This window comes from Kitasatospora sp. NPDC048662 (assembly GCF_055587065.1).
Map to the genome: position 1 here is coordinate 105,137 of NZ_JBVJHA010000012.1, position 17,591 is coordinate 122,727.

Sequence of the window (17,591 nt, forward strand, 5' to 3'; positions counted from 1 at the left end):
ACGACCCTCGCCGCCGCGCGGTCACGGCGCCCGGCGGGGTGCCCGAGGAGGAGTTGCCCCGATGTCCCAGCACGTCCCGTTCACCACGAACAACGCGGGTGTCCCGGTCGAGAGCGACGAGCATTCGCTGACGGCGGGCCCGGTCGGCCCGGTCCTGCTGCACGACCACTACCTGATCGAGAAGATGGCCCAGTTCAACCGGGAGCGGGTGCCGGAGCGGGTGGTGCACGCGAAGGGCAGCGGTGCGTACGGCACCTTCGAGGTGACGCAGGACGTCAGCCGGTTCACCAGGGCGGACCTGTTCCAGCCGGGCAAGCAGTGCGACATGCTGGCCCGGTTCTCCACGGTGGCGGGCGAGTTGGGGTCGCCGGACACCTGGCGCGACCCGCGCGGTTTCGCGCTGAAGTTCTACACCGAGCAGGGCAATTACGACCTGGTCGGCAACAACACGCCGGTGTTCTTCGTCCGCGACCCGATGAAGTTCCAGGATTTCATCCGCTCGCAGAAGCGCCGCCCGGACAACGGCCTGCGCGACCACGACATGCAGTGGGACTTCTGGACGCTCTCCCCGGAGTCCGCGCACCAGGTGACCTGGCTGATGGGCGACCGGGGCATCCCGAAGAACTGGCGGCACATGGACGGCTTCTCCTCGCACGCCTACAGCTGGGTGAACGCGGTCGGCGAGCGGTTCTGGGTGAAGTACCACTTCAGGACCGACCAGGGCAACGACTTCCTGACCCAGGCGGAGGCGGACCGGCTGGCGGGCGCGGACGGCGACTGCCACCGGCGCGACCTGTTCGAGGCGATCGAGGGCGGCGACTTTCCGTCGTGGACGCTGCACGTCCAGGTGATGCCGTTCGACGAGGCGTGGAACTACCGGTTCAACCCGTTCGACCTGACCAAGGTGTGGCCGCACGGCGACTATCCGCTGATCGAGGTCGGCCGGTTCACCCTGAACCGCAACCCGGAGGACCACTTCGTCCACATCGAGCAGGCCGCGTTCGAGCCGTCCAACCTGGTGCCGGGCATCGGGGTCTCTCCGGACAAGATGCTGCTCGGCCGGATGTTCTCCTACCCGGACACCCATCGGCACCGGATCGGCCCGAACTACGCGCAGCTGCCGCCGAACCGCTCGCACGTGCCGGTGCACTCGTACGCCAAGGACGGCCCGATGCGTTTCGACGCGGCCCGCACCGCCCGCCCGTACGCGCCGAACTCGTACGGCGGGCCGGCCGCCGAGCCGGAGCTGTGGGGTGCACCGCTGGGGTGGGACGTCGCCGGGCAGATGGTCCGCGAGGGGTACCCGCCGCACCGGGAGGACGACGACTGGGGGCAGGCCGGCACGCTGGTGCGCGAGGTGCTGGACGACGCGGCCCGGGACCGGCTGGTCGCGAACATCGCCGGGCACCTGCAGGACGGCGTGTCCGCGCCGGTGCTGGAACGCGCTTTCCAGTACTGGCGCAATGTCGATCAGGCGCTCGGGGACCGGGTCGTCGCCGCCGTCGCCCGCTGAATCCCGCTCTCGCCGCCCGCCCGGATCGCGCTTCCTGGCGGGCGGTGCTCGTTGACAACTCGGGCCCCCGGGGCAATCCTAAGCAAGCGCTTAGTCAGCCCACGTTTCTCTGCGAGGTGCCCCCGATGACCACCGCCGCTCCGCCCGGACTCGACCTGGAGAGGCTGCGCGCCCACCTGGACGTCGCCCTGCCCGCACCCACCGCCGGACCGCTGACGGCCCGCCGGTTCGAGGGCGGCCGGTCGAACCTGACCTACCTGGTCGAGGACGGTGTCTCCCGCTGGGTGCTGCGCCGGCCCCCGCTCGGACACGTGCTGGCCACCGCGCACGACATGGCCCGCGAGTACCGGGTACTGGGCGCACTGGCGCCGACCGCCGTGCCGGTGCCGAACCCGGTGCTGCTGGTCGAGGACGACACGGTGCTCGGCGCGCCGTTCTACCTGATGGAGTACGTCGAGGGCACCGCGCACCGGGACGCCAAGGCGCTGGCCGCACTCGGCGAACAGCGGGTGCACGACCTCGGCGAGCGGCTGGTGGACACCCTGGTCGCCCTGCACGCAGTGGATCCGACCGCGGTCGGCCTGGCCGGGTTCGGCCGCCCGGAGGGCTTCCTGGAGCGCCAACTGCGCCGCTGGGGCAAGCAGTTGGACGCCTCCCGGAGCCGCGAGGTGCCGGGCATCGACGAGTTGCACCAGCGCCTCGCCGACACCCTGCCCGGCTCCCCCGCCCCGGCGCTGGTGCACGGCGACTACCGGCTCGACAACGTGCTGGTCGGCCCGGACGACCGGATCACCGCGGTGCTGGACTGGGAGATGTCCACGATCGGCGACCCGCTCACCGACCTGGGCCTGCTGGTGATGTACACCGAACTGGCCCGCCGCTTCGACGGCGTCCTGCCCGGCGCGGCGCTCGCCCCCGGCTTCCCCGACACCGACGAACTGGTGCGCCGCTACGCCGAGTTGTCCGGTAGGGACGTCTCCGGACTCGGCTGGTACGTGGGCTTCGCCTCGTTCAAGCTGGCGGTGGTGCTGGAGGGCATCCACTACCGGTTCACCCAGGGCGGCACGGTCGGCGCCGGGTTCGACCGGGTCGGCGAACTGGTGCCCCTGTTCGTGGAGTTCGGACGCACGTCGGTGGAGGGCTGAGAAGATGGATTTCGCGTACGACGCCAGGACGGTCCACCTGCTGGGTGAACTCGGCGCGTTCATGGACGAGTTCGTGTACCCGGCCGAGCCGGTGCTGGCCGGGCAGCTGGAGGACCCGAAGCGCGAGCCCTGGGCGATCCCGCCGGTGATCGGCGAACTCCGGGCGGCGGCGAAGGCCCGCGGCCTGTGGAACCTCTTCTTGCCGGGTGAGCTGGGCGCCGGGCTGACCAACCTCCAGTACGCGCCGCTCGCCGAACTCACCGGCCGCTCCGTCCTGTTGGCCCCGGCGGCGGTCAACTGCGCGGCCCCCGACACCGGCAACATGGAGCTGCTCGCCCAGTTCGGCTCCGCCGAGCAGCGCGAACGCTGGCTGCGCCCACTGCTGGACGGCGAGATCCGCTCGGCGTTCGCGATGACCGAGCCGGACGTCGCCTCCTCGGACGCCACCAACATCACCACCCGGATCGAGCGGGACGGCGAGGAGTACGTCGTCACCGGCCGCAAGTGGTACATCACCGGGGCGATGAACCCGAACTGCCAACTCCTCATCGTGATGGGCAAGACCGACCCGGACGCCGAGGTGCACCGCCAGCAGTCGATGATCCTGGTGCCGCGCGACGCCCCGGGTGTCCAAGTCCTGCGCGGCATGCGGGTGTTCGGCTACGAGGACGCCGACCACGGTGGGCACGCCGAGATCGTCTTCGACCACGTCCGGGTCCCGGCCTCGAACCTGCTCGGCGAGGAGGGCTCCGGCTTCGCGATCGCCCAGGCCCGACTCGGGCCGGGCCGGATCCACCACTGCATGCGGGCCATCGGCATCGCCGAGCGGGCCCTGGAACTGACCTGCCACCGGGTCAACTCCCGGGTGGCGTTCGGCCGTCCGCTGGCCGAGCAGGGCGTGGTGCAGGACTGGATCGCCGAGGCCCGGGTGCGGATCGAGCAGGCCCGGCTGCTGGTCCTGAAGACCGCCTGGCTGATGGACACCGTCGGCAACCGGGGCGCCCACACCGAGATCCAGGCCATCAAGATCGTCGTGCCGTCCACCGTGGAGTGGATCCTCGACAAGGCCGTCCAGGCGCACGGCGCGGCCGGCGTCAGCCAGGACACCGTCCTCGCCCAACTCTGGTCCGGCAACCGCACCTTGCGCCTGGCCGACGGCCCGGACGAGGTCCACCGGCGCTCGCTGGCGCGGCGGGAGCTGAAGAAGTACCGCTGAGCACGCGCCAGGGGGCGGCCCGAACGGGCCGCCCCCTCTTGGCAGTTACGGCAGGACGACGATCCGGCCGGTGCTGGCGCCGGTGGCGACCCGGTGGACGGCCTCGGCGACGCCGGCCAGCGGGACGCGCTCGGAGATCAGCGGGCGGACCACCCCGGTGGCGGCAAGGGCGGTCAGGGCGTCATGGCAGTCCCGGACGGCCTGCCGGTCCTTCGCCACGTACAGGCCCCAATGCAGGCCCAGCACCGAGTAGTTCTTCACCAGGGCATGGCCGAGCGGCGGGGCAGGGATCTCGCCGGAGGCGAAGCCGACCACCACGATCCGGCCCTCGAAGGCCACGCACTTGGTGGAGCCGGTGTAGGCGCTGCCGCCGACCGGGTCGAAGACCACGTCGGCGCCCCGGCCCGAGGTTGCGGCCCGGACGGCTCCGACGAAGTCCTCGGACTTCCGGTCGATCACCAAGTCAGCGCCCAACTCCCTGGCCACGTCCGCCTTTTCGGCCCCGCCGACGACAGCGATGACGAACGCCCCGGCGGCCTTGCCGAGTTGCACGGCGGCGCTGCCGACGCCACCGGCCGCCGCGTGCACCAGCAGCGTCTCGCCGGGCGCGAGGCGGGCCCGGCGGTGCAGCGCGAACCAGGCGGTCTGGTAGGCGATCAGCAGGGCGGCCGCCTCGGCGTCGTCCAGGCTGTCGGGCGCGGGCAGCGCGGTGGCGGCGTCCATCAGCGCGTACTCGGCGAAGGCCCCGGCGGGCAACTCGGCGGTGCCGATGAGGCGTTCACCCGCGCGCGGGCCCTCGATCAGCTCGCCGCAGAGCTCCACCCCGGGGGTGTAGGGCAGCGGCGGGCGCACCTGGTACCGCCCGGCCGCCATCAGCGCGTCCGGGAAGTTGACGGCCGCGGCCCGGACCCGGACCAGCAGCTGCCCCTCGCCCGGAACGGGGCGGTCGGCGTCCTCCGCGAGCTTCATCACGTCCAGCGGGGCGCCGAGTTCGGCGATCTGCCAGGCTCTCATCGGGTCTCCCCTCGGTTCTCGATCTGCTGCTGGAGCCGGTTCATGCCGTGCAGCCAGCGGTCGGGAGTGGTGGCGCGGGCCGCGTAGTAGTCGGCGACCTCGGGATGCGGCAGGATCAGGAACTCGCCCGCCGCCATGCCCCGCAGGGCGGCCCCGGCCACCTCGGCGGGCTCGATCGCGGTGGGCGCGAGCAGCACCTGCCCGTGCTCACCGGTGCCGTCCAGCATCCTGGTCCGCACCCCCTGCGGGCACAGCGCGTGCACCTGGACGCCGCGGTGCCGGTACGTCGCGGACAGCCACTCGGCGAAGGCGAGGGCGCCGTGCTTGGTGACGGCGTACGGGGCGGAGCCGAGCATGGTGAGCAGCCCGGCGGCAGAGACGGTGGCCAGGAAGCGGCCGCGGCCGCGCTCCAGCCAGTCGGGGAGCAGCAGTTGGCTGGCGCGGACGTGGCTGAGCACGTTGACCTGCCAGGCCTGTTCCCAGGCTTCGGGCGGGGCGTCGGGGCCGCCGGTGGTGGCGACGCCGGCGTTGGCGCAGTACAGGTCGATGGCGCCGAGGTGGGCGCGGGCGGCGCCGATCAGTGCGGCGACGCCCTCGGCGCTCGCGGCGTCGCCGGGGGCGGCGTGGGCGCCGAGTTCGGCGGCGACGGCGTGGGCGGCGTCCGCGTCGAGGTCGTTGACCACCACCCTGGCGCCGGCCTCGGTCAGCGCGCGGGCGAGGGCCGCGCCGATGCCGTGGCCGGCGCCGGTGACGACGGCGCCGATCCCGGTGGCGTCGAAGGCGGGTCGGCCGCCTGTCACAGCCCGCCGCCGAGGGTGACGCCGCCGTCCACCACCAGGGTCTGGCCGGTGATCCAGCCGGCGTCCTCGGAGAGCAGGAAGGCGACCGCGCCGGACACGTCCTCGGGCAGGCCGAGGCGGCCGAGCGGGTAGGCGCGGGCGACCTTCTCCTCGCGGCCCTCGAACAGGGCTTCGGCGAAGCGGGTCTTGACCACGCCGGGCGCGACCGCGTTGACCCGGATGCCGGGGCCGAGTTCGGAGGCGAGTTCCATGGTGAGGCGGATCAGCGCGGCCTTGGAGACGCCGTACATGCCGATGCCGTTGGAGGCGCGGATGCCCGCGATCGAGGCGACGTTGACCACCGCGCCGCCGTGCTCGGCCATCCAGGCGGCGTGCGCGCGGCGGGTCCAGGCCAGCGGGGAGAGCACGTTGACGGCGAGGATCTTGGCGGCGGCGACCGGGTCGGTGTCCAGGATCGGGCCGTAGACCGGGTTGATGCCGGTGTTGTTGACCAGCAGGTCGAACCGGCCGAAGGTCTCCATCACCCGGGTGACGGTCTCCTCCTGGTGCGCGGCGTCGTCGGACTTGCCGGCCACCGCCAACGCGTTGTCGGGGCCGCCGAGTTCGCGCACCGCCTCGTCCAGGGTCTGCTGGGTGCGGGCGGTGATGCAGACCTTGGCGCCGCGCTGCACCAGTTCGCGCGCGATGCCGAGGCCGATGCCACGGCTCGCTCCGGTGACCACCGCCACCTTGCCCTTGAACGACACTGTCATCGCCGTACCTCTCGGATCTGCTGCCAGGGATGGTTCCGCCTCGCGCCGACGCCCTGTCTCGGCGACGGCTTGACTAAGCGCTTGCTTAGCATCTTGGCGGCGGGCGACACTGTCAACAGCCCACCCCGCCCGGCGCCGCCCGGACCGGCCGAACCCATCTGCGAGGATTGCCCCCATGAACGACCCAGCGACCGCCGCACTGTGGCCCGGGGAGCGCACCGAGGCGGCACGGCGGCTGCTGCTGGCCGCCGTGGACTCCTTCGCCCGCCGCGGCTACCACGCCACCACCACCCGGGACATCGCCACCGCCGCCGGCATGAGCCCCGCCGCGCTGTACATCCACTACCCCTCCAAGGCGGCCCTGCTCGCCGAGATCTCCCGCACCGGCCACCGGGCGACGCTGGACCTGGTGGAGCAGGCCGAGGCCTCCGCCGCCGAGCCCGTCGCACAGATGCGCACCCTCGCCGAGTCCTTCACCACCTGGCACGCCCGCGGCCACACGGTCGGACGGATCGTCAACCACGAACTGCACGCGCTGCCCGAGGAGGACTTCGCGGCCGTCGCCGAACTGCGCATCCGGATCGAGGAGACGGTGCTGCGGATCATCGCGCGCGGCGTGGCGGACGGCGTCTTCCAGGTGCCCGACCAGCGGACGGCGGCCCGCGCCGTCACCTCGCTGGGCATCGACGTCTCCCGCTGGTACACCGAGCGCAGCAGCGAGTCGCCGGAGGAACTGGGCCGCCGCTACGGGCAGTTGGTGCTGCGCATGCTGGGTGCACCGGCTGCGGAGATCGACGGCTGACGACGGCCGAGCCACCATCGCCGCGCGCTCCGCTGGACGCCCCGGCTCCCGTTGACTTAGGTTAGCCTCACCTAATCAACAGGAGGCTCCCTGTGCTGCCCCAGCCCGCCCGCCGCAAGCCTTCGGCCGCCGAACGCGCCCGCACCCTGCTGGAGTTCGCCTCCTCCGCCGTCCTGGACATCCGCGGCGCCGACCTGGCCGCCCGCCCCGGCCTGCCCCCGCAGGTGCGCTGCACCCTGCGGCCGGACGGCGCGGTGGCCGTCCTGGTCGGCCGTGAGTCCGCCCTGCACCGGATCACCGCCCTCGCCCGCGGCCCCCTCACCGCCGAACTCGAATGCGTGGATGTCGCTCCCGTCGCCCTGCCGCACCGCATCCGCGGCCGGCTCCACGCGCAGGGCCTGCTCACCCGCTCCCCCGGCGAGACGCCGCCCGCCGGCGAGACGCCGCCCGCCGGCGAAACGTCGCCCGTCGGCGGGGGCGTCCTGCTGCGCCTGGACATCGACCACCTGGCGCTGAACGACCTGTGGGGCGACGAATGCTGCCTCGACCCCGCCGACCTGGCCGCCGCCGCCCCCGACCCGGTCGCCGCCGAGGAGGCCCGCCTGCTCCAACACCTGGCCGCCGCCCACGCCGACCAGCTCCTGCTGCTCGGCACCCGGGCCCTGACCCGCCCCGACACCCCGCCGCTCCGGGCCGAGCACCTCCACGAAGTCCGCCCCGTCGCCCTCGACCGCCACGGCCTGCGCGTCCGCCTCCTCACCACCGACCCGGCCACCACGCTGGACGCCCGCTTCGACTTCCCCCACCCGGTGACGCACCCCGACGACCTCCCGGAGGCCATGCACCGCCTGTTCGCCCACACCACCACCGCGGTGCGACCCGACTGAGCGTCAGCGGGGCGCGGCCAGAATGGAGAAGCGGCCGCCCTCGGGGTCGGCGAGGCGGGCGACGCGGCCGTAGCGGGAGTCGGCGGGGCCGTCGAGGACACGGCCGCCGAGGGTGGTGGCGCGGTGGGCCGTGGCGTCGGTGTCGGAGACCGAGAAGAAGACCTCCCAGTGCGGGGCGAGGTCGTGGGCGAGGCGGAGTGCGGCCACGCTGCGGCCCTCGGAGCGCAGCACGACGCGCTCGTCCTCGTAGCGGACCTCGAACTGGGCCGGGTCGCGGCCGTCCCAGCGGAACACCTCGCCGTAGAAGAGCGCGGCGGCGAACGGGTCGGCGGTGCGCAGTTCGATCCAGGCGGGTGCGCCGGGGGCGGCCATCCAGGTGTCCTCGCCGGGCTCGCCCTCCCAGATGCCGAAGGTCGCACCGAACGGGTCGGCGGCCAGCGCCACCCGGCCCGCGTCGAACGCCAGCGGGCCGACGGCGAGCGTGCCGCCGCGTTCGCGGACGCCGTCGGCGGCGCGGTCGGCGCTCTCGATGCCGAAGTAGGTGGTCCAGGCGACCGGGCGCTCCCACGCGGCGTCCAACTGGCTGAGCCCGGCGACCTCGACGCCGTCCACGGTGGCACGCACGTACGGGCCCCAGCGGTCCGGGCCGGGGACGAACTCCCAACCCAGCAGCGGCCCGTAGAACCGCTGCGCGGCGTCCATGTCATGGACCGTCAGGCCCGCCCAGCACGGCACCGCGGGTACACAGCGCACCGTGGCCGTTCGCTCCGCCACCATCCCTCGGGCTCCCTTCGCCGCCACCCCGGCCGCCCGGCCGGACCCGCGACCCAGCCTAGGCCGCCGCCCCGGCCCGATCGCGCTCCGCCTCGCGGGCGAATCCGCCCCGTGTCCCCACCCGGCACGGCAGTGCAAGCCGGACGGCAGACCCCCCTCCTCAACCCATCCCCCACACCCACCGCCCGAACCATCCGACAGCCGAAGGCAGATCCCCACCCCCACCCGGCGCGGGTCCCCCGGGCCGGGGGCGTGGCGGTGCACGCCAGATAGCCGACCCCCTCAACCCCTCCTCCACGCCCGCCGCCCGGCCTCCCCCGACCACTCCGAACACAGCAGGCCCATCCGCCGAACCGTCCGACAGCCGAAGGCAGATCCCCACCCCCACCCGGCGCGGGTCCCCCGGCCGGGGGCACGGCAGTGCAAGCCGGACGGCAGACCCCCTCAACCCCTCCTCCACGCCCGCCGCCCGGCCTCCCCCGACCACTCCGAACACCGCAGGCCCACCGCCCGAACCACCCGACAGCCGAAGGCAGATCCCCACCCCCCACCCGGCGCGGGTCCCCCGGCCGGGGGCGTGGCGGTGCCATGGTCGGGGAAGTCGGATGGCGGGAAGGAGATTGGGCATGGACACCGGAATCGTGATCGTCGGGGCGAGCCTGGCCGGGGCGAAGGCGGCCGAGGCGCTGCGCACGGAGGGCTACGGGGGGCCGATCACGCTGGTCGGCGACGAGAACGAGCGGCCGTACGAGCGGCCGCCGCTCTCCAAGGGGTACCTGCTCGGCAAGGAGGAGCGGGAGAAGATCTACGTGCACCCCGCCGACTGGTACCGGCAGCACGACGTCACTCTGCGGCTGGGCGTCGCGGCGACCGCGATCGACCCGGCCGCGCACACCGTCACCGTCGAGGGCGGCGACCGGCTGCCGTACTCCAAGCTGCTGCTGACCACCGGTTCGTCGCCGCGCCGGCTGCCCGTGCCGGGCGGCGACGGGGAGTTCGTGCAGACGCTGCGGCGGGTCGGTGACAGCGAGCGGTTGAAGGCGGCGTTCCGGCCCGGCGCCCGGGTGGTGATCGTCGGCGCGGGCTGGATCGGCCTGGAGACAGCGGCCGCGGCCCGCGCCGCGGGGTCGGAGGTCACCGTGCTGGAGGCCGCCGAACTGCCGCTGCTGCGCGTCCTCGGCCGGGAGGTCGCCCAGGTCTTCGCCGACCTGCACCGCGCGCACGGCGTGGACCTGCGGTTCGGTGTCAAGGTCGAGGAGTTGCGGGCGGACGGTGTGCGGCTGGGCGACGGCAGCACGGTGCCGGCGGACGTCCTGCTGGTCGGCGTCGGTGTCAGCCCCAACACGGCGCTCGCCGAGCGGGCCGGGCTGACCGTCGACAACGGCGTCCGCACCGACCAGCACCTGGCCGCCTCGCACCCCGACATCTATGCGGCGGGCGACGTGGCAAACGCTTTCCATCCGCTGTTCGGCAAGCCGATCCGGGTCGAGCACTGGGCGAACGCGCTCAACCAGCCGGCCGTCGCCGCGGCGGCGATGCTCGGCAAGGACGCCGTGTACGACCGGGTGCCGTACTTCTTCACCGACCAGTACGACCTGGGCATGGAGTACACGGGGTTCGCGGAGCCCGGCGGCTACGACCGGGTGGTGTTCCGCGGCGATGTCGCCGGGCGGGAGTTCATCGCGTTCTGGCTGTCCGGCGGCAGGGTGCTGGCCGGCATGAACGTCAATGTGTGGGACGTGACCGACCCGATCCGTGAACTGGTCCGCTCCGGGCGCGGCGTGGACCCGGAGCGGTTGGCGGACCCGGACGTGCCACTGACCGGTGTCTGACGGGCCTGTCGGGTCAGTTGGGCTGTCTGACTTCCTCGTGGGCCTTGGTGAGCAGCTGCATGGCGAGGTCGTTCAGGGCGCGGGCCCCGGCGACCTCCTCGCCGACCCGCAGCTGTGGGCGGTCGGCGTGGTGACGGGTGGAGTAGCCGTGTGCGCGGACCTCCGTTCCGTCGGCGAGGCGGACCATCGCGGCAGCCTTGGTGCGGTTGCCGTCCTCCTCGAACTCCATTTCGATGTGCCATCCGACCAGCGTCCGCATGGCCGCCACCTCCCGGGTGGGTACAGGGTGTTCAGCTTTCCGGCTGGTTCGCCGTGCTGGGCTCCTCGGAGGCCGGTTCGCAGTCCTCGCGGCCGGTCTCCGTGTGCACCACCCGGATGGGGTGGTGCGGGTCGTCGATGTGGATGACCTGCTGGGGCTGGCCGCAGCGCGGGCAGAGCAGGGGGATCGGGTGCATCTCGGCCGTCCACGCGCCCCGCGGCGGGCGGCTCCCGGGCCCGCGTGGCCTCCTCATCCACCAGTGTGCCGCGCCCGGGTGCTCAGCGCTGGGCGGGCGGTGCGGGGTGCACGGGAACGGCGACCAGGACGGCCGAGCCGGAGTGCACCTCGAAGCGGGCGATCGCCGACGGGGCCAGTCCGGTGCCGCCGCCGGTGCGCAGTTCGGTGCGGCCGCCGTAGCCGGTGGCGGGGACGGCCCAGCTGGTGACGGTCTGCCGCGATCCGTCCGTACCGACGGCGACCAGGCTGCAACTCTGCGGGCCCGACACGTGGCCGAGGTCGAGGCTGATCCGGCTGCCCCAGGCGGCCGGGTCGACGCCGACCGTGGCGGACACTCCGGTGTTCGCGTCGGTGGCACTGAACTGCTGGGCCGCGACGGCGACTTGGGGCCCTTCGGTGAGCGCCCAGGTGACCGCGGGCCCGCCCAGCGCGAGGATCGCCGCCACCGCGGCCAGCACCAGCCGCCGTACCTTGGCGCGCCGCCGCTCGGTCACCACCTGCCCGACCAGCCGGTCCAGCAGCTCGGGCGGCGGCCCGTCCGGCTCCGCGACGGCCGGGGCGTTCTCCGGGCTTGCGGCGGGCGCGAGTTCGGCCAGCAGCTCGGTGACGGGGCCGAGCCGGGCGGCCTCGGCGATGCAGCGCGGGCAGTGCGCGAGGTGGGCGGCGAACCGGGCCTCCTGTTCGGGTTCGAGCACGCCGAGCAGGTGGGCGGCGAGGTCCTGATGCGGATCCCCGGCCGGACCGAGGTGCTCGTGGGGGGTGGTCATGGTGTCACTCCCCGTTCCTCCAGGGCGAGCCGGAGGGCTCGCAGGGCGTAGTAGAGCCGGGACCGGACGGTGCCGGGCGGGACGCCCAGGACGGCGGCGGCCTCGGTGGCGGTGCGTCCGCGCAGATACGTCTCGGTGATCGCGCTGCGGTGCGCCTCGGACAGCGAGTCGAGCGCGTCGGTGAGGGTCATCAGCCGCAGCACGCGGTCGAGTTCGTCCTCGGCGGGGATCCGTTCCAGTTCGCCGTCGGGGACTTCGCGGGGCCGGGCGCTCTGGCCGCGCCGGCTGTCGATGACGATCCGCCGGGCGACGGTGGCCAGCCAGGGCCGCAGGCTGCGGCGGTCGGTGTCGAGCCGGTCCAGGTGCCGCCAGGCGCGGACCAGGGTCTCCTGGACGACGTCCTCGGCGCGTTGGCGGTCGCCGCCGACCAGGTGCAGCACCATCCCGTACAGCGGGCGCGCGTGCTCGCGGTACAGGAGGCGCATCAGCCGGTCCTCGGCGGCGGGACCGGTGGGGCCCGCGGGACGGGTCCGGCCGGTCGCGGCGCCGTCGTGACCGGTGGTGCGGGGGTGCTCGGCCACGGCGCCATCCTCGCGCGGGTGCCGGTGCGGGTCGATCCGGGACGGCGGGTGCGGGGCGCGCGGCTGCCGGTGCGGGGCGCGCGGCGGGCCGGGGTTCTCAAGTCCGGCCCGGCCGGTGTCGATAACCGTGCCAGGGGTGCGGCGCGGGCGCCCGCGCCGCACTCCCTCGGCTCCGGCCGCCATTCCCGGGCCCGATCAGTACCCGCCGCCGGACGGCATGCTCGGCCCGGAGCCGGACATCGGCATCGCCTTGTCGCCGGTCGGGGTGGTCGCCCACCAGGTGCCGCCAACGCCCTGGCCGTTGGTCTGGCCGGGCTTGGTGTCGGGGGTGTAGCGGTACAACGGCCAGCCGTTCAGGGTGACTTGATGGGTGCCGTCGGGGCGGGTGACGGTGGAGACCAGCTTGGCGTCGATGCCCTTGAGCGCGGGCGCGCCGCTGCCGGTGGTGAGTTCGGGCGGCCAGAGGGTGGCACAGTCGCCGGTGCAGTGCGAGGCCGACGGGTTGTTGGTGTCCTGGTCGAAGCGGTACAGGGTGAATCCCTGCCCGTCGGTGACCAGGGTGCCGAGGGTGCTGTTGTGCTCGGTCATCAGCGTGGTCTGGGCCTGGCTGCCGCTGTGCATGGTGGAGGAGGAGCTGCTGCCGCCACTGCTGCCGCAGCCGGCGATCAGTGCGGCGGCGGCCAGGGCACCGGCGGCGAGCATGGTGACGCGGCGGGCGCTGGGGGCCGTTCGGCCGGTGGTGGTCATGGGCTTTCTCCCGTCCGGGAGGGGGCGGTCGGCCGGGCCGCCGGATTGCCGGGCCCGGGGTTCGACCGGTTCGCCCGGGGGTACGTACGGCAGGTCCTGAACGTTCAGCAGAAGTCGGGCGCCCGGAATAGTTCCGCAGGTGGCGGGGTTGTGGCGGGCGTGGGTCCGAGACCGGGCCCGCTTCGGAGAGACCCGGCTGTGGAAGGCAGGTGGCGGCGATGAGCACGGTGGAACTGACCAAGGACAACTTCGACGAGGTGGTCCAGGGTGAGGACGGCAAGGGGTTCGTCCTGATCGACTTCTGGGCGGCCTGGTGCGGTCCCTGCCGCCAGTTCGCGCCGGTCTTCGAGCGGGCCGCCGAGAAGCACACGGACATCACCTTCGCGAAGGTGGACACCGAGGCGCAGCAGGAGCTCGCGGCGGCGTTCGAGATCCGGTCGATCCCGACGCTGGCGATCATCCGCGAGGGTGTCCTGGTCTTCGCCCAGCCGGGCGCGCTCCCCGAGGCGGCCCTGGAAGATCTGATCGGCCAGGCCCGCAAGCTCGACATGGCCGAGGTGCACGCGGGCGTGGCGGCGCAGAACGCCGCGAAGAACTGACGCGCACCGCAGGCCGGTTGACGGCTTGACGCCACGGAAGGGGCGCCGGGAATCTCCCGGCGCCCCTTCGTCGTGCCCGCATCCGTCGCGCTTCCGCCGTATCCGCCGCGTTTCGCGTGGTGTGCTTCGCGTGGTGTGCTTCGCGTGGCGTGCTTCGCGTGGGCAGCGCAAAGGCCCGCCGGGCGGCTCGGAAGCCGCTCGGCGGGCCGTGCGGGTGGGCTCAGCCGAGGGTGGGCTCAGTTGAGCGTGGGCTCAGTCGAGCGTGGCGTTCATCTCCCACTGGAGCAGCTCGGCCCCGTCCGGCCCGGCGGTGACCCGCTGGCCCTCGGCGCCGGTGATGCGCAGGGCGTCGCCCTCGTGCAGCAGTCCGGCGCCTTCGACGGCGGCCTCGCCGCGTGCCACGTAGAGGTGGACGAACGGGGCGGTGGCGAGTTCCAGCGTCTCGTTCGGGCGGACCCGGGCGACGTGCAGCGCGGCATGCTTCTGCCGGATGCCGATCGCCCGCTGGTTGGCGTGCTTGCCCATGCCGGACGCGAGGGTGGTCCAACCGCCCTGGGCGAGCTGGTCGTTGATGTCGAGCTGCTCGTAGCCGGGGACGATTCCGGCGGTGTCCGGGATGGTCCACATCTGGATGAAGCGGACCGGGTTCTGGTGCTGCGGCTCGCCGGTGATCGTCCAGGAGTCGTTCTTCTCGCTGTGCAGGATGCCGGTGCCGGCGCTCATCCGCTGGGCGAGGCCCGGGTAGATGACGCCGTTGTGGCCTTCGGAGTCCTGGTGGACCAGGCCGCCGTCGAGCACCCAGGTGATGATCTCCATGTCCCGGTGCGGGTGGGTGTCGAAGCCGGTGCCGGGGGCGACGATGTCGTCGTTGGAGACCAGCAGCAGGCCGAAGTGGGTGTTGGCCGGGTCCCAGTGGCGGGAGAACGAGAAGGAGTGCTTGGAGTCCAGCCAGCCGGCGCGGGTGTGGAAGCGCTGGTCGGCGCGGCGCAGGTCGATCGTGGATGCCATCGGGTCCTCCTCCGTCGGGGTGTTGTTGAATCGTAAACCATTCTCCGGCTCGGTGCATTCCGCCACGCCCCGGCCGCCGGTCGCGGCGCGCTGCCGTGCGACTGTCGGACCCCCGGAGGAGACTGCTGCGGGACCGTGCACAACCGAGTTCCGGATGGTTCACGATGAGCGACGTACGGGATGTCCTGCTGGCCGTCGGCACGCAGAAGGGCCTTTTCCTGGGCCGCAGTTCGGGCCGCGAGAAGTGGGAGTTCAGCGGCCCGCACTTCCAGATGAACGCGATCTACTCGGTGGGCATCGACCGCCGGGGCGGGCGCACCCGGCTGCTGGTGGGGGCGGACAGCAGCCACTGGGGCCCGTCGGTGTGGTGGTCGGACGATCTCGGCGTCACCTGGCAGGAGCCGTCCAAGCCGGCGGTGCGCTTCCCCGAGCGGACGGGCGCCTCGCTGGAGCGGGTGTGGCAGTTGCAGCCGGCCGGCGAGGAGGCGCCGGGGGTGGTGTACGCGGGCACCGAGCCGGCCGCGCTGTTCCGCTCCACCGACGGCGGCGAGTCCTTCTCCCTGGTCGACGCGCTGTGGGACCACCCCCAGCGCGAGCACTGGGGCGCCGGTTTCGGCGGCCAGGGCATGCACACCGTGGTCACCGATCCCCGCGACGCGGACGTGCTGGCGGTCGCGGTCTCCTCCGGCGGCGTCTACCGCACCACCGACGGCGGGCGCAGCTGGGAGCCGTCCAACACCGGGATCCGGGCGGACTTCCTGCCGGACCGCTTCCCCGAGTACGGCCAGTGCGTGCACAAGATGGCCCGGGACGCGGGCGATCCCGACCGGCTGTACCTGCAGAACCACGGCGGGGTGTACCGCAGCGACGACACCGGCCGGACCTGGGAGTCGATCTCCGGCGGCCTGCCCGCCGACTTCGGTTTCAGCGTGGCCGCCCACCCGCACACCCCGGGCACCGCGTACCTGTTCCCGCTGGACGCCGACTACGCCCGCCTGCCGGTGGAGCGCCGCTGCCGGGTCTTCCGCACCACCGACGCGGGCGAGACCTGGCAGCCGCTGGAGACCGGCCTGCCGCACGAGAACCACTACGGCGTCGTCCTGCGCGACGCCCTGTGCACCGACGACGCCGAGCCGGCGGGCGTCTACTTCGGCAACCGCAACGGCGAGGTGTACGGCTCGGCGGACGGCGGCGAGAGCTGGTCGCTGCTCACCGCGCACCTGCCGGACGTGCTCTGCGTGCGCGCCGCGACCATCTGACCGATCGATCAGGCGTCGGCGGCGCGCAGGCGGTCGGCGACGGTGCCGAGGCTGTCGGCCAGTGCGGCCAGCTGCTGCGGGGTGAGCACGTCGATCAGCGTGTCGCGGACAGCCGCGACATGCCCCGGCGCGGCGGCCCGGAGCGTCCGCCAGCCCTGCTCGGTGAGTTCGGCGAACACGCCGCGCACGTCGCTGGGGCAGGAGCGGCGGCCGACCAGTCCGGCCTTCTCCAGCTGGGTGACCTGATAGGTCAGGCCGCTCTTGGAGGTGACCAGCCGGTCGGCCAGGTCGGTCATCCGCAACGAGCCGCCGGGGGCGGCGGACAGCTGCACCAGGATCTCGTACTGGGTGTGCGACAGCCCCGCGTCGTCCTTGAGCTGACGCTCCAGCCGGCGGGCGACCAGGTTGGTGGCCTCGACGAATCCGCGCCAGGCGGCCATCTCGGTCTCGTCGAGCCAGCGGGGTTCGTCCATGCCTCGCATCCTACTCCGGTTGTTCAAATTTGAACTCAGGTGTACTGTCGAAATCGTGGTTCAAATTTGAACCACGCCCGGACGGCACGCACCAAGCCAGGAGGACGGACCCATGAGCACCGCCACCACCGAGCGCATGCCCGCTCTCTACCTCTCGCACGGCGCGCCCCCGCTCGCCGACGACCCGATCTGGCCCGGCCAGCTCGCCGCCTGGTCCGCCGACCTGCCCCGACCCAAGGCGATCCTGATGGTCTCCGCGCACTGGGAGGAGGCACCGCTGGCGATCGGCGCGGTGCGGACCATCCCCCTGGTGTACGACTTCTGGGGCTTCCCCGAGCACTACTACCAGGTCCGGTACGCCGCCCCCGGCGCGCCCGAACTCGCCGACTCCGTCCGCAAGTTGCTGCGCACCGCCGGCACCCCCGTGCAGGACGTGCCGGACCGGGGCCTCGACCACGGCGCGTACGTCCCACTGGTCGAGATGTACCCCGGCGCCGACATCCCCGTCCTGCAGATCTCGCTGCCCACCCTCGACCCGCAGGAACTGCTGGCGATCGGCCGCAAGCTCGCCCCGCTGCGCGACGAGGGCGTCCTGATCGTCGGCTCCGGCTTCTTCACCCACAACCTGCGCGCCCTCTCCCCCGAGGGCCGGATCAGCTCCGTGATGGCCGAGTTCGACGACTGGGGCCGCCGCGCCCTGGAGGCCCGCGACCTCGACGCCCTGCTCGACTTCGAACACAAGGCCCCCGCCGGACGCCTCGCCCACCCCCGCACCGAACACTTCGCCCCGCTCTTCGTCACCCTCGGCGCGGGCGAGGCCGACCTCGGCGAACAGCGCAGCGTCATCGACGGCTTCTGGATGGGCCTGGCCAAGCGCTCGATCCAACTCGGCTGACATACCCACAGGAACATCCACCCGTCGCCCC

20 protein-coding genes are annotated in these 17,591 nt (G+C 73.2%); 9 read left to right on the plus strand and 11 right to left on the minus strand.

Annotated features, from left to right (window positions below):
- The first annotated feature begins 61 nt into the window (after positions 1 to 61).
- The 3 genes from ACZ6R9_RS27115 (at position 62) to ACZ6R9_RS27125 (ending at position 3,874) form a co-directional block, all read left to right on the plus strand.
- The gene (locus tag ACZ6R9_RS27115; protein WP_465540848.1) at positions 62 to 1,513 is read left to right on the plus strand and encodes a catalase; all 1,452 of its coding nucleotides are present in this window, start codon (positions 62 to 64) and stop codon (positions 1,511 to 1,513) included.
- 125 nt (positions 1,514 to 1,638) lie between these two features.
- On the plus strand, positions 1,639 to 2,658 hold the full coding sequence (locus tag ACZ6R9_RS27120; protein WP_465540850.1) for a phosphotransferase family protein: 1,020 nt from the start codon (positions 1,639 to 1,641) through the stop codon (positions 2,656 to 2,658).
- A gap of 4 nt (positions 2,659 to 2,662) precedes the next feature.
- Entirely contained in the window at positions 2,663 to 3,874 is a 1,212-nt protein-coding gene (locus tag ACZ6R9_RS27125) for an acyl-CoA dehydrogenase family protein (RefSeq protein WP_380481723.1), read from the plus strand.
- Between the two features lie 45 nt (positions 3,875 to 3,919).
- Here the strand turns inward: ACZ6R9_RS27125 and ACZ6R9_RS27130 are convergent, their stop codons facing one another.
- The 3 genes from ACZ6R9_RS27130 to ACZ6R9_RS27140 are packed head-to-tail and all read right to left on the minus strand — an operon-like array spanning position 3,920 to position 6,440.
- Complete coding sequence (locus tag ACZ6R9_RS27130; RefSeq protein WP_465540852.1) at positions 3,920 to 4,888, minus strand: NADPH:quinone oxidoreductase family protein; 969 nt, start codon at positions 4,886 to 4,888, stop codon at positions 3,920 to 3,922.
- Positions 4,885 to 5,688 (minus strand): SDR family oxidoreductase, encoded by an 804-nt coding sequence (locus tag ACZ6R9_RS27135; protein WP_465540854.1) that lies wholly within the window; start codon positions 5,686 to 5,688, stop codon positions 4,885 to 4,887. Before ACZ6R9_RS27135 ends, ACZ6R9_RS27130 begins: the two co-directional genes overlap by 4 nt.
- Positions 5,685 to 6,440 carry an SDR family oxidoreductase gene (locus tag ACZ6R9_RS27140; protein ID WP_465540856.1) on the minus strand — a complete coding sequence of 252 codons (756 nt, stop codon included), beginning with the start codon at positions 6,438 to 6,440 and terminating at the stop codon, positions 5,685 to 5,687. Before ACZ6R9_RS27140 ends, ACZ6R9_RS27135 begins: the two co-directional genes overlap by 4 nt.
- Before the next feature lie 175 nt (positions 6,441 to 6,615).
- On the opposite strand from ACZ6R9_RS27140, the gene ACZ6R9_RS27145 reads away from it, so the two are divergent.
- Positions 6,616 to 7,242, plus strand: a complete 627-nt coding sequence (locus ACZ6R9_RS27145) for a TetR/AcrR family transcriptional regulator (protein WP_465540858.1) — start codon at positions 6,616 to 6,618, stop codon at positions 7,240 to 7,242.
- Between the two features lie 92 nt (positions 7,243 to 7,334).
- Positions 7,335 to 8,129, plus strand: a complete 795-nt coding sequence (locus tag ACZ6R9_RS27150) for a DUF2470 domain-containing protein (protein WP_465540860.1) — start codon at positions 7,335 to 7,337, stop codon at positions 8,127 to 8,129.
- Positions 8,130 to 8,132: 3 nt separating this feature from the next.
- Here ACZ6R9_RS27150 and ACZ6R9_RS27155 read toward each other — a convergent pair whose 3' ends face one another.
- Complete coding sequence (locus tag ACZ6R9_RS27155; protein ID WP_380481732.1) at positions 8,133 to 8,831, minus strand: VOC family protein; 699 nt, start codon at positions 8,829 to 8,831, stop codon at positions 8,133 to 8,135.
- 698 nt (positions 8,832 to 9,529) lie between these two features.
- Between ACZ6R9_RS27155 and ACZ6R9_RS27160 the strand changes: the two genes are divergently transcribed.
- Positions 9,530 to 10,735 (plus strand): NAD(P)/FAD-dependent oxidoreductase, encoded by a 1,206-nt coding sequence (locus ACZ6R9_RS27160; protein WP_465540862.1) that lies wholly within the window; start codon positions 9,530 to 9,532, stop codon positions 10,733 to 10,735.
- Positions 10,736 to 10,748: 13 nt separating this feature from the next.
- Here ACZ6R9_RS27160 and ACZ6R9_RS27165 read toward each other — a convergent pair whose 3' ends face one another.
- The 5 genes from ACZ6R9_RS27165 to ACZ6R9_RS27185 form a co-directional block, all read right to left on the minus strand.
- A complete protein-coding gene (locus tag ACZ6R9_RS27165; protein WP_380481736.1) occupies positions 10,749 to 10,994 on the minus strand; it encodes a DUF1876 domain-containing protein in 246 nt (81 codons plus the stop codon).
- Between the two features lie 31 nt (positions 10,995 to 11,025).
- Positions 11,026 to 11,190, minus strand: a complete 165-nt coding sequence (locus tag ACZ6R9_RS27170) for a hypothetical protein (protein ID WP_380481738.1) — start codon at positions 11,188 to 11,190, stop codon at positions 11,026 to 11,028.
- 82 nt (positions 11,191 to 11,272) lie between these two features.
- Positions 11,273 to 11,998, minus strand: a complete 726-nt coding sequence (locus tag ACZ6R9_RS27175; protein ID WP_380481739.1) for an anti-sigma factor family protein — start codon at positions 11,996 to 11,998, stop codon at positions 11,273 to 11,275.
- Positions 11,995 to 12,579, minus strand: coding sequence for a sigma-70 family RNA polymerase sigma factor (locus tag ACZ6R9_RS27180; RefSeq protein ID WP_380481740.1), 585 nt, complete (start codon positions 12,577 to 12,579; stop codon positions 11,995 to 11,997). The genes ACZ6R9_RS27175 and ACZ6R9_RS27180 overlap by 4 nt, the downstream gene beginning before the upstream one ends.
- A gap of 195 nt (positions 12,580 to 12,774) precedes the next feature.
- Positions 12,775 to 13,326, minus strand: coding sequence for a hypothetical protein (locus ACZ6R9_RS27185; protein WP_465540865.1), 552 nt, complete (start codon positions 13,324 to 13,326; stop codon positions 12,775 to 12,777).
- A gap of 218 nt (positions 13,327 to 13,544) precedes the next feature.
- On the opposite strand from ACZ6R9_RS27185, the gene trxA reads away from it, so the two are divergent.
- A complete protein-coding gene (gene trxA, locus ACZ6R9_RS27190) occupies positions 13,545 to 13,925 on the plus strand; it encodes a thioredoxin (protein ID WP_380481744.1) in 381 nt (126 codons plus the stop codon).
- Between the two features lie 252 nt (positions 13,926 to 14,177).
- On the opposite strand, the gene ACZ6R9_RS27195 is transcribed toward trxA, so the two are convergent.
- On the minus strand, positions 14,178 to 14,933 hold the full coding sequence (locus ACZ6R9_RS27195) for a pirin family protein (RefSeq protein ID WP_465540867.1): 756 nt from the start codon (positions 14,931 to 14,933) through the stop codon (positions 14,178 to 14,180).
- A gap of 164 nt (positions 14,934 to 15,097) precedes the next feature.
- On the opposite strand from ACZ6R9_RS27195, the gene ACZ6R9_RS27200 reads away from it, so the two are divergent.
- A complete protein-coding gene (locus ACZ6R9_RS27200; protein ID WP_465540869.1) occupies positions 15,098 to 16,192 on the plus strand; it encodes a WD40/YVTN/BNR-like repeat-containing protein in 1,095 nt (364 codons plus the stop codon).
- Between the two features lie 8 nt (positions 16,193 to 16,200).
- Here the strand turns inward: ACZ6R9_RS27200 and ACZ6R9_RS27205 are convergent, their stop codons facing one another.
- A complete protein-coding gene (locus ACZ6R9_RS27205) occupies positions 16,201 to 16,665 on the minus strand; it encodes a MarR family winged helix-turn-helix transcriptional regulator (RefSeq protein ID WP_380481750.1) in 465 nt (154 codons plus the stop codon).
- 112 nt (positions 16,666 to 16,777) lie between these two features.
- On the opposite strand from ACZ6R9_RS27205, the gene ACZ6R9_RS27210 reads away from it, so the two are divergent.
- Positions 16,778 to 17,560 (plus strand): dioxygenase family protein, encoded by a 783-nt coding sequence (locus ACZ6R9_RS27210; protein WP_380481752.1) that lies wholly within the window; start codon positions 16,778 to 16,780, stop codon positions 17,558 to 17,560.
- Positions 17,561 to 17,591: the final 31 nt, after the last annotated feature.

Bases quoted from the DNA above. Each gene is read 5' to 3' on its own strand.
- ACZ6R9_RS27115 (WP_465540848.1), top strand. From the start codon at position 62: ATGTCCCAGCACGTCCCGTTCACCACGAACAACGCGGGTGTCCCGGTC.
- ACZ6R9_RS27120 (WP_465540850.1), top strand. From the start codon at position 1,639: ATGACCACCGCCGCTCCGCCCGGACTCGACCTGGAGAGGCTGCGCGCC.
- ACZ6R9_RS27125 (WP_380481723.1), top strand. From the start codon at position 2,663: ATGGATTTCGCGTACGACGCCAGGACGGTCCACCTGCTGGGTGAACTC.
- ACZ6R9_RS27130 (WP_465540852.1), bottom strand. From the start codon at position 4,888: ATGAGAGCCTGGCAGATCGCCGAACTCGGCGCCCCGCTGGACGTGATG.
- ACZ6R9_RS27140 (WP_465540856.1), bottom strand. From the start codon at position 6,440: ATGACAGTGTCGTTCAAGGGCAAGGTGGCGGTGGTCACCGGAGCGAGC.
- ACZ6R9_RS27145 (WP_465540858.1), top strand. From the start codon at position 6,616: ATGAACGACCCAGCGACCGCCGCACTGTGGCCCGGGGAGCGCACCGAG.
- ACZ6R9_RS27155 (WP_380481732.1), bottom strand. From the start codon at position 8,831: ATGGACGCCGCGCAGCGGTTCTACGGGCCGCTGCTGGGTTGGGAGTTC.
- ACZ6R9_RS27160 (WP_465540862.1), top strand. From the start codon at position 9,530: ATGGACACCGGAATCGTGATCGTCGGGGCGAGCCTGGCCGGGGCGAAG.
- ACZ6R9_RS27165 (WP_380481736.1), bottom strand. From the start codon at position 10,994: ATGCGGACGCTGGTCGGATGGCACATCGAAATGGAGTTCGAGGAGGAC.
- ACZ6R9_RS27170 (WP_380481738.1), bottom strand. From the start codon at position 11,190: ATGCACCCGATCCCCCTGCTCTGCCCGCGCTGCGGCCAGCCCCAGCAG.
- ACZ6R9_RS27175 (WP_380481739.1), bottom strand. From the start codon at position 11,998: ATGACCACCCCCCACGAGCACCTCGGTCCGGCCGGGGATCCGCATCAG.
- ACZ6R9_RS27185 (WP_465540865.1), bottom strand. From the start codon at position 13,326: ATGACCACCACCGGCCGAACGGCCCCCAGCGCCCGCCGCGTCACCATG.
- trxA (WP_380481744.1), top strand. From the start codon at position 13,545: ATGAGCACGGTGGAACTGACCAAGGACAACTTCGACGAGGTGGTCCAG.
- ACZ6R9_RS27195 (WP_465540867.1), bottom strand. From the start codon at position 14,933: ATGGCATCCACGATCGACCTGCGCCGCGCCGACCAGCGCTTCCACACC.
- ACZ6R9_RS27200 (WP_465540869.1), top strand. From the start codon at position 15,098: ATGAGCGACGTACGGGATGTCCTGCTGGCCGTCGGCACGCAGAAGGGC.
- ACZ6R9_RS27205 (WP_380481750.1), bottom strand. From the start codon at position 16,665: ATGGACGAACCCCGCTGGCTCGACGAGACCGAGATGGCCGCCTGGCGC.
- ACZ6R9_RS27210 (WP_380481752.1), top strand. From the start codon at position 16,778: ATGAGCACCGCCACCACCGAGCGCATGCCCGCTCTCTACCTCTCGCAC.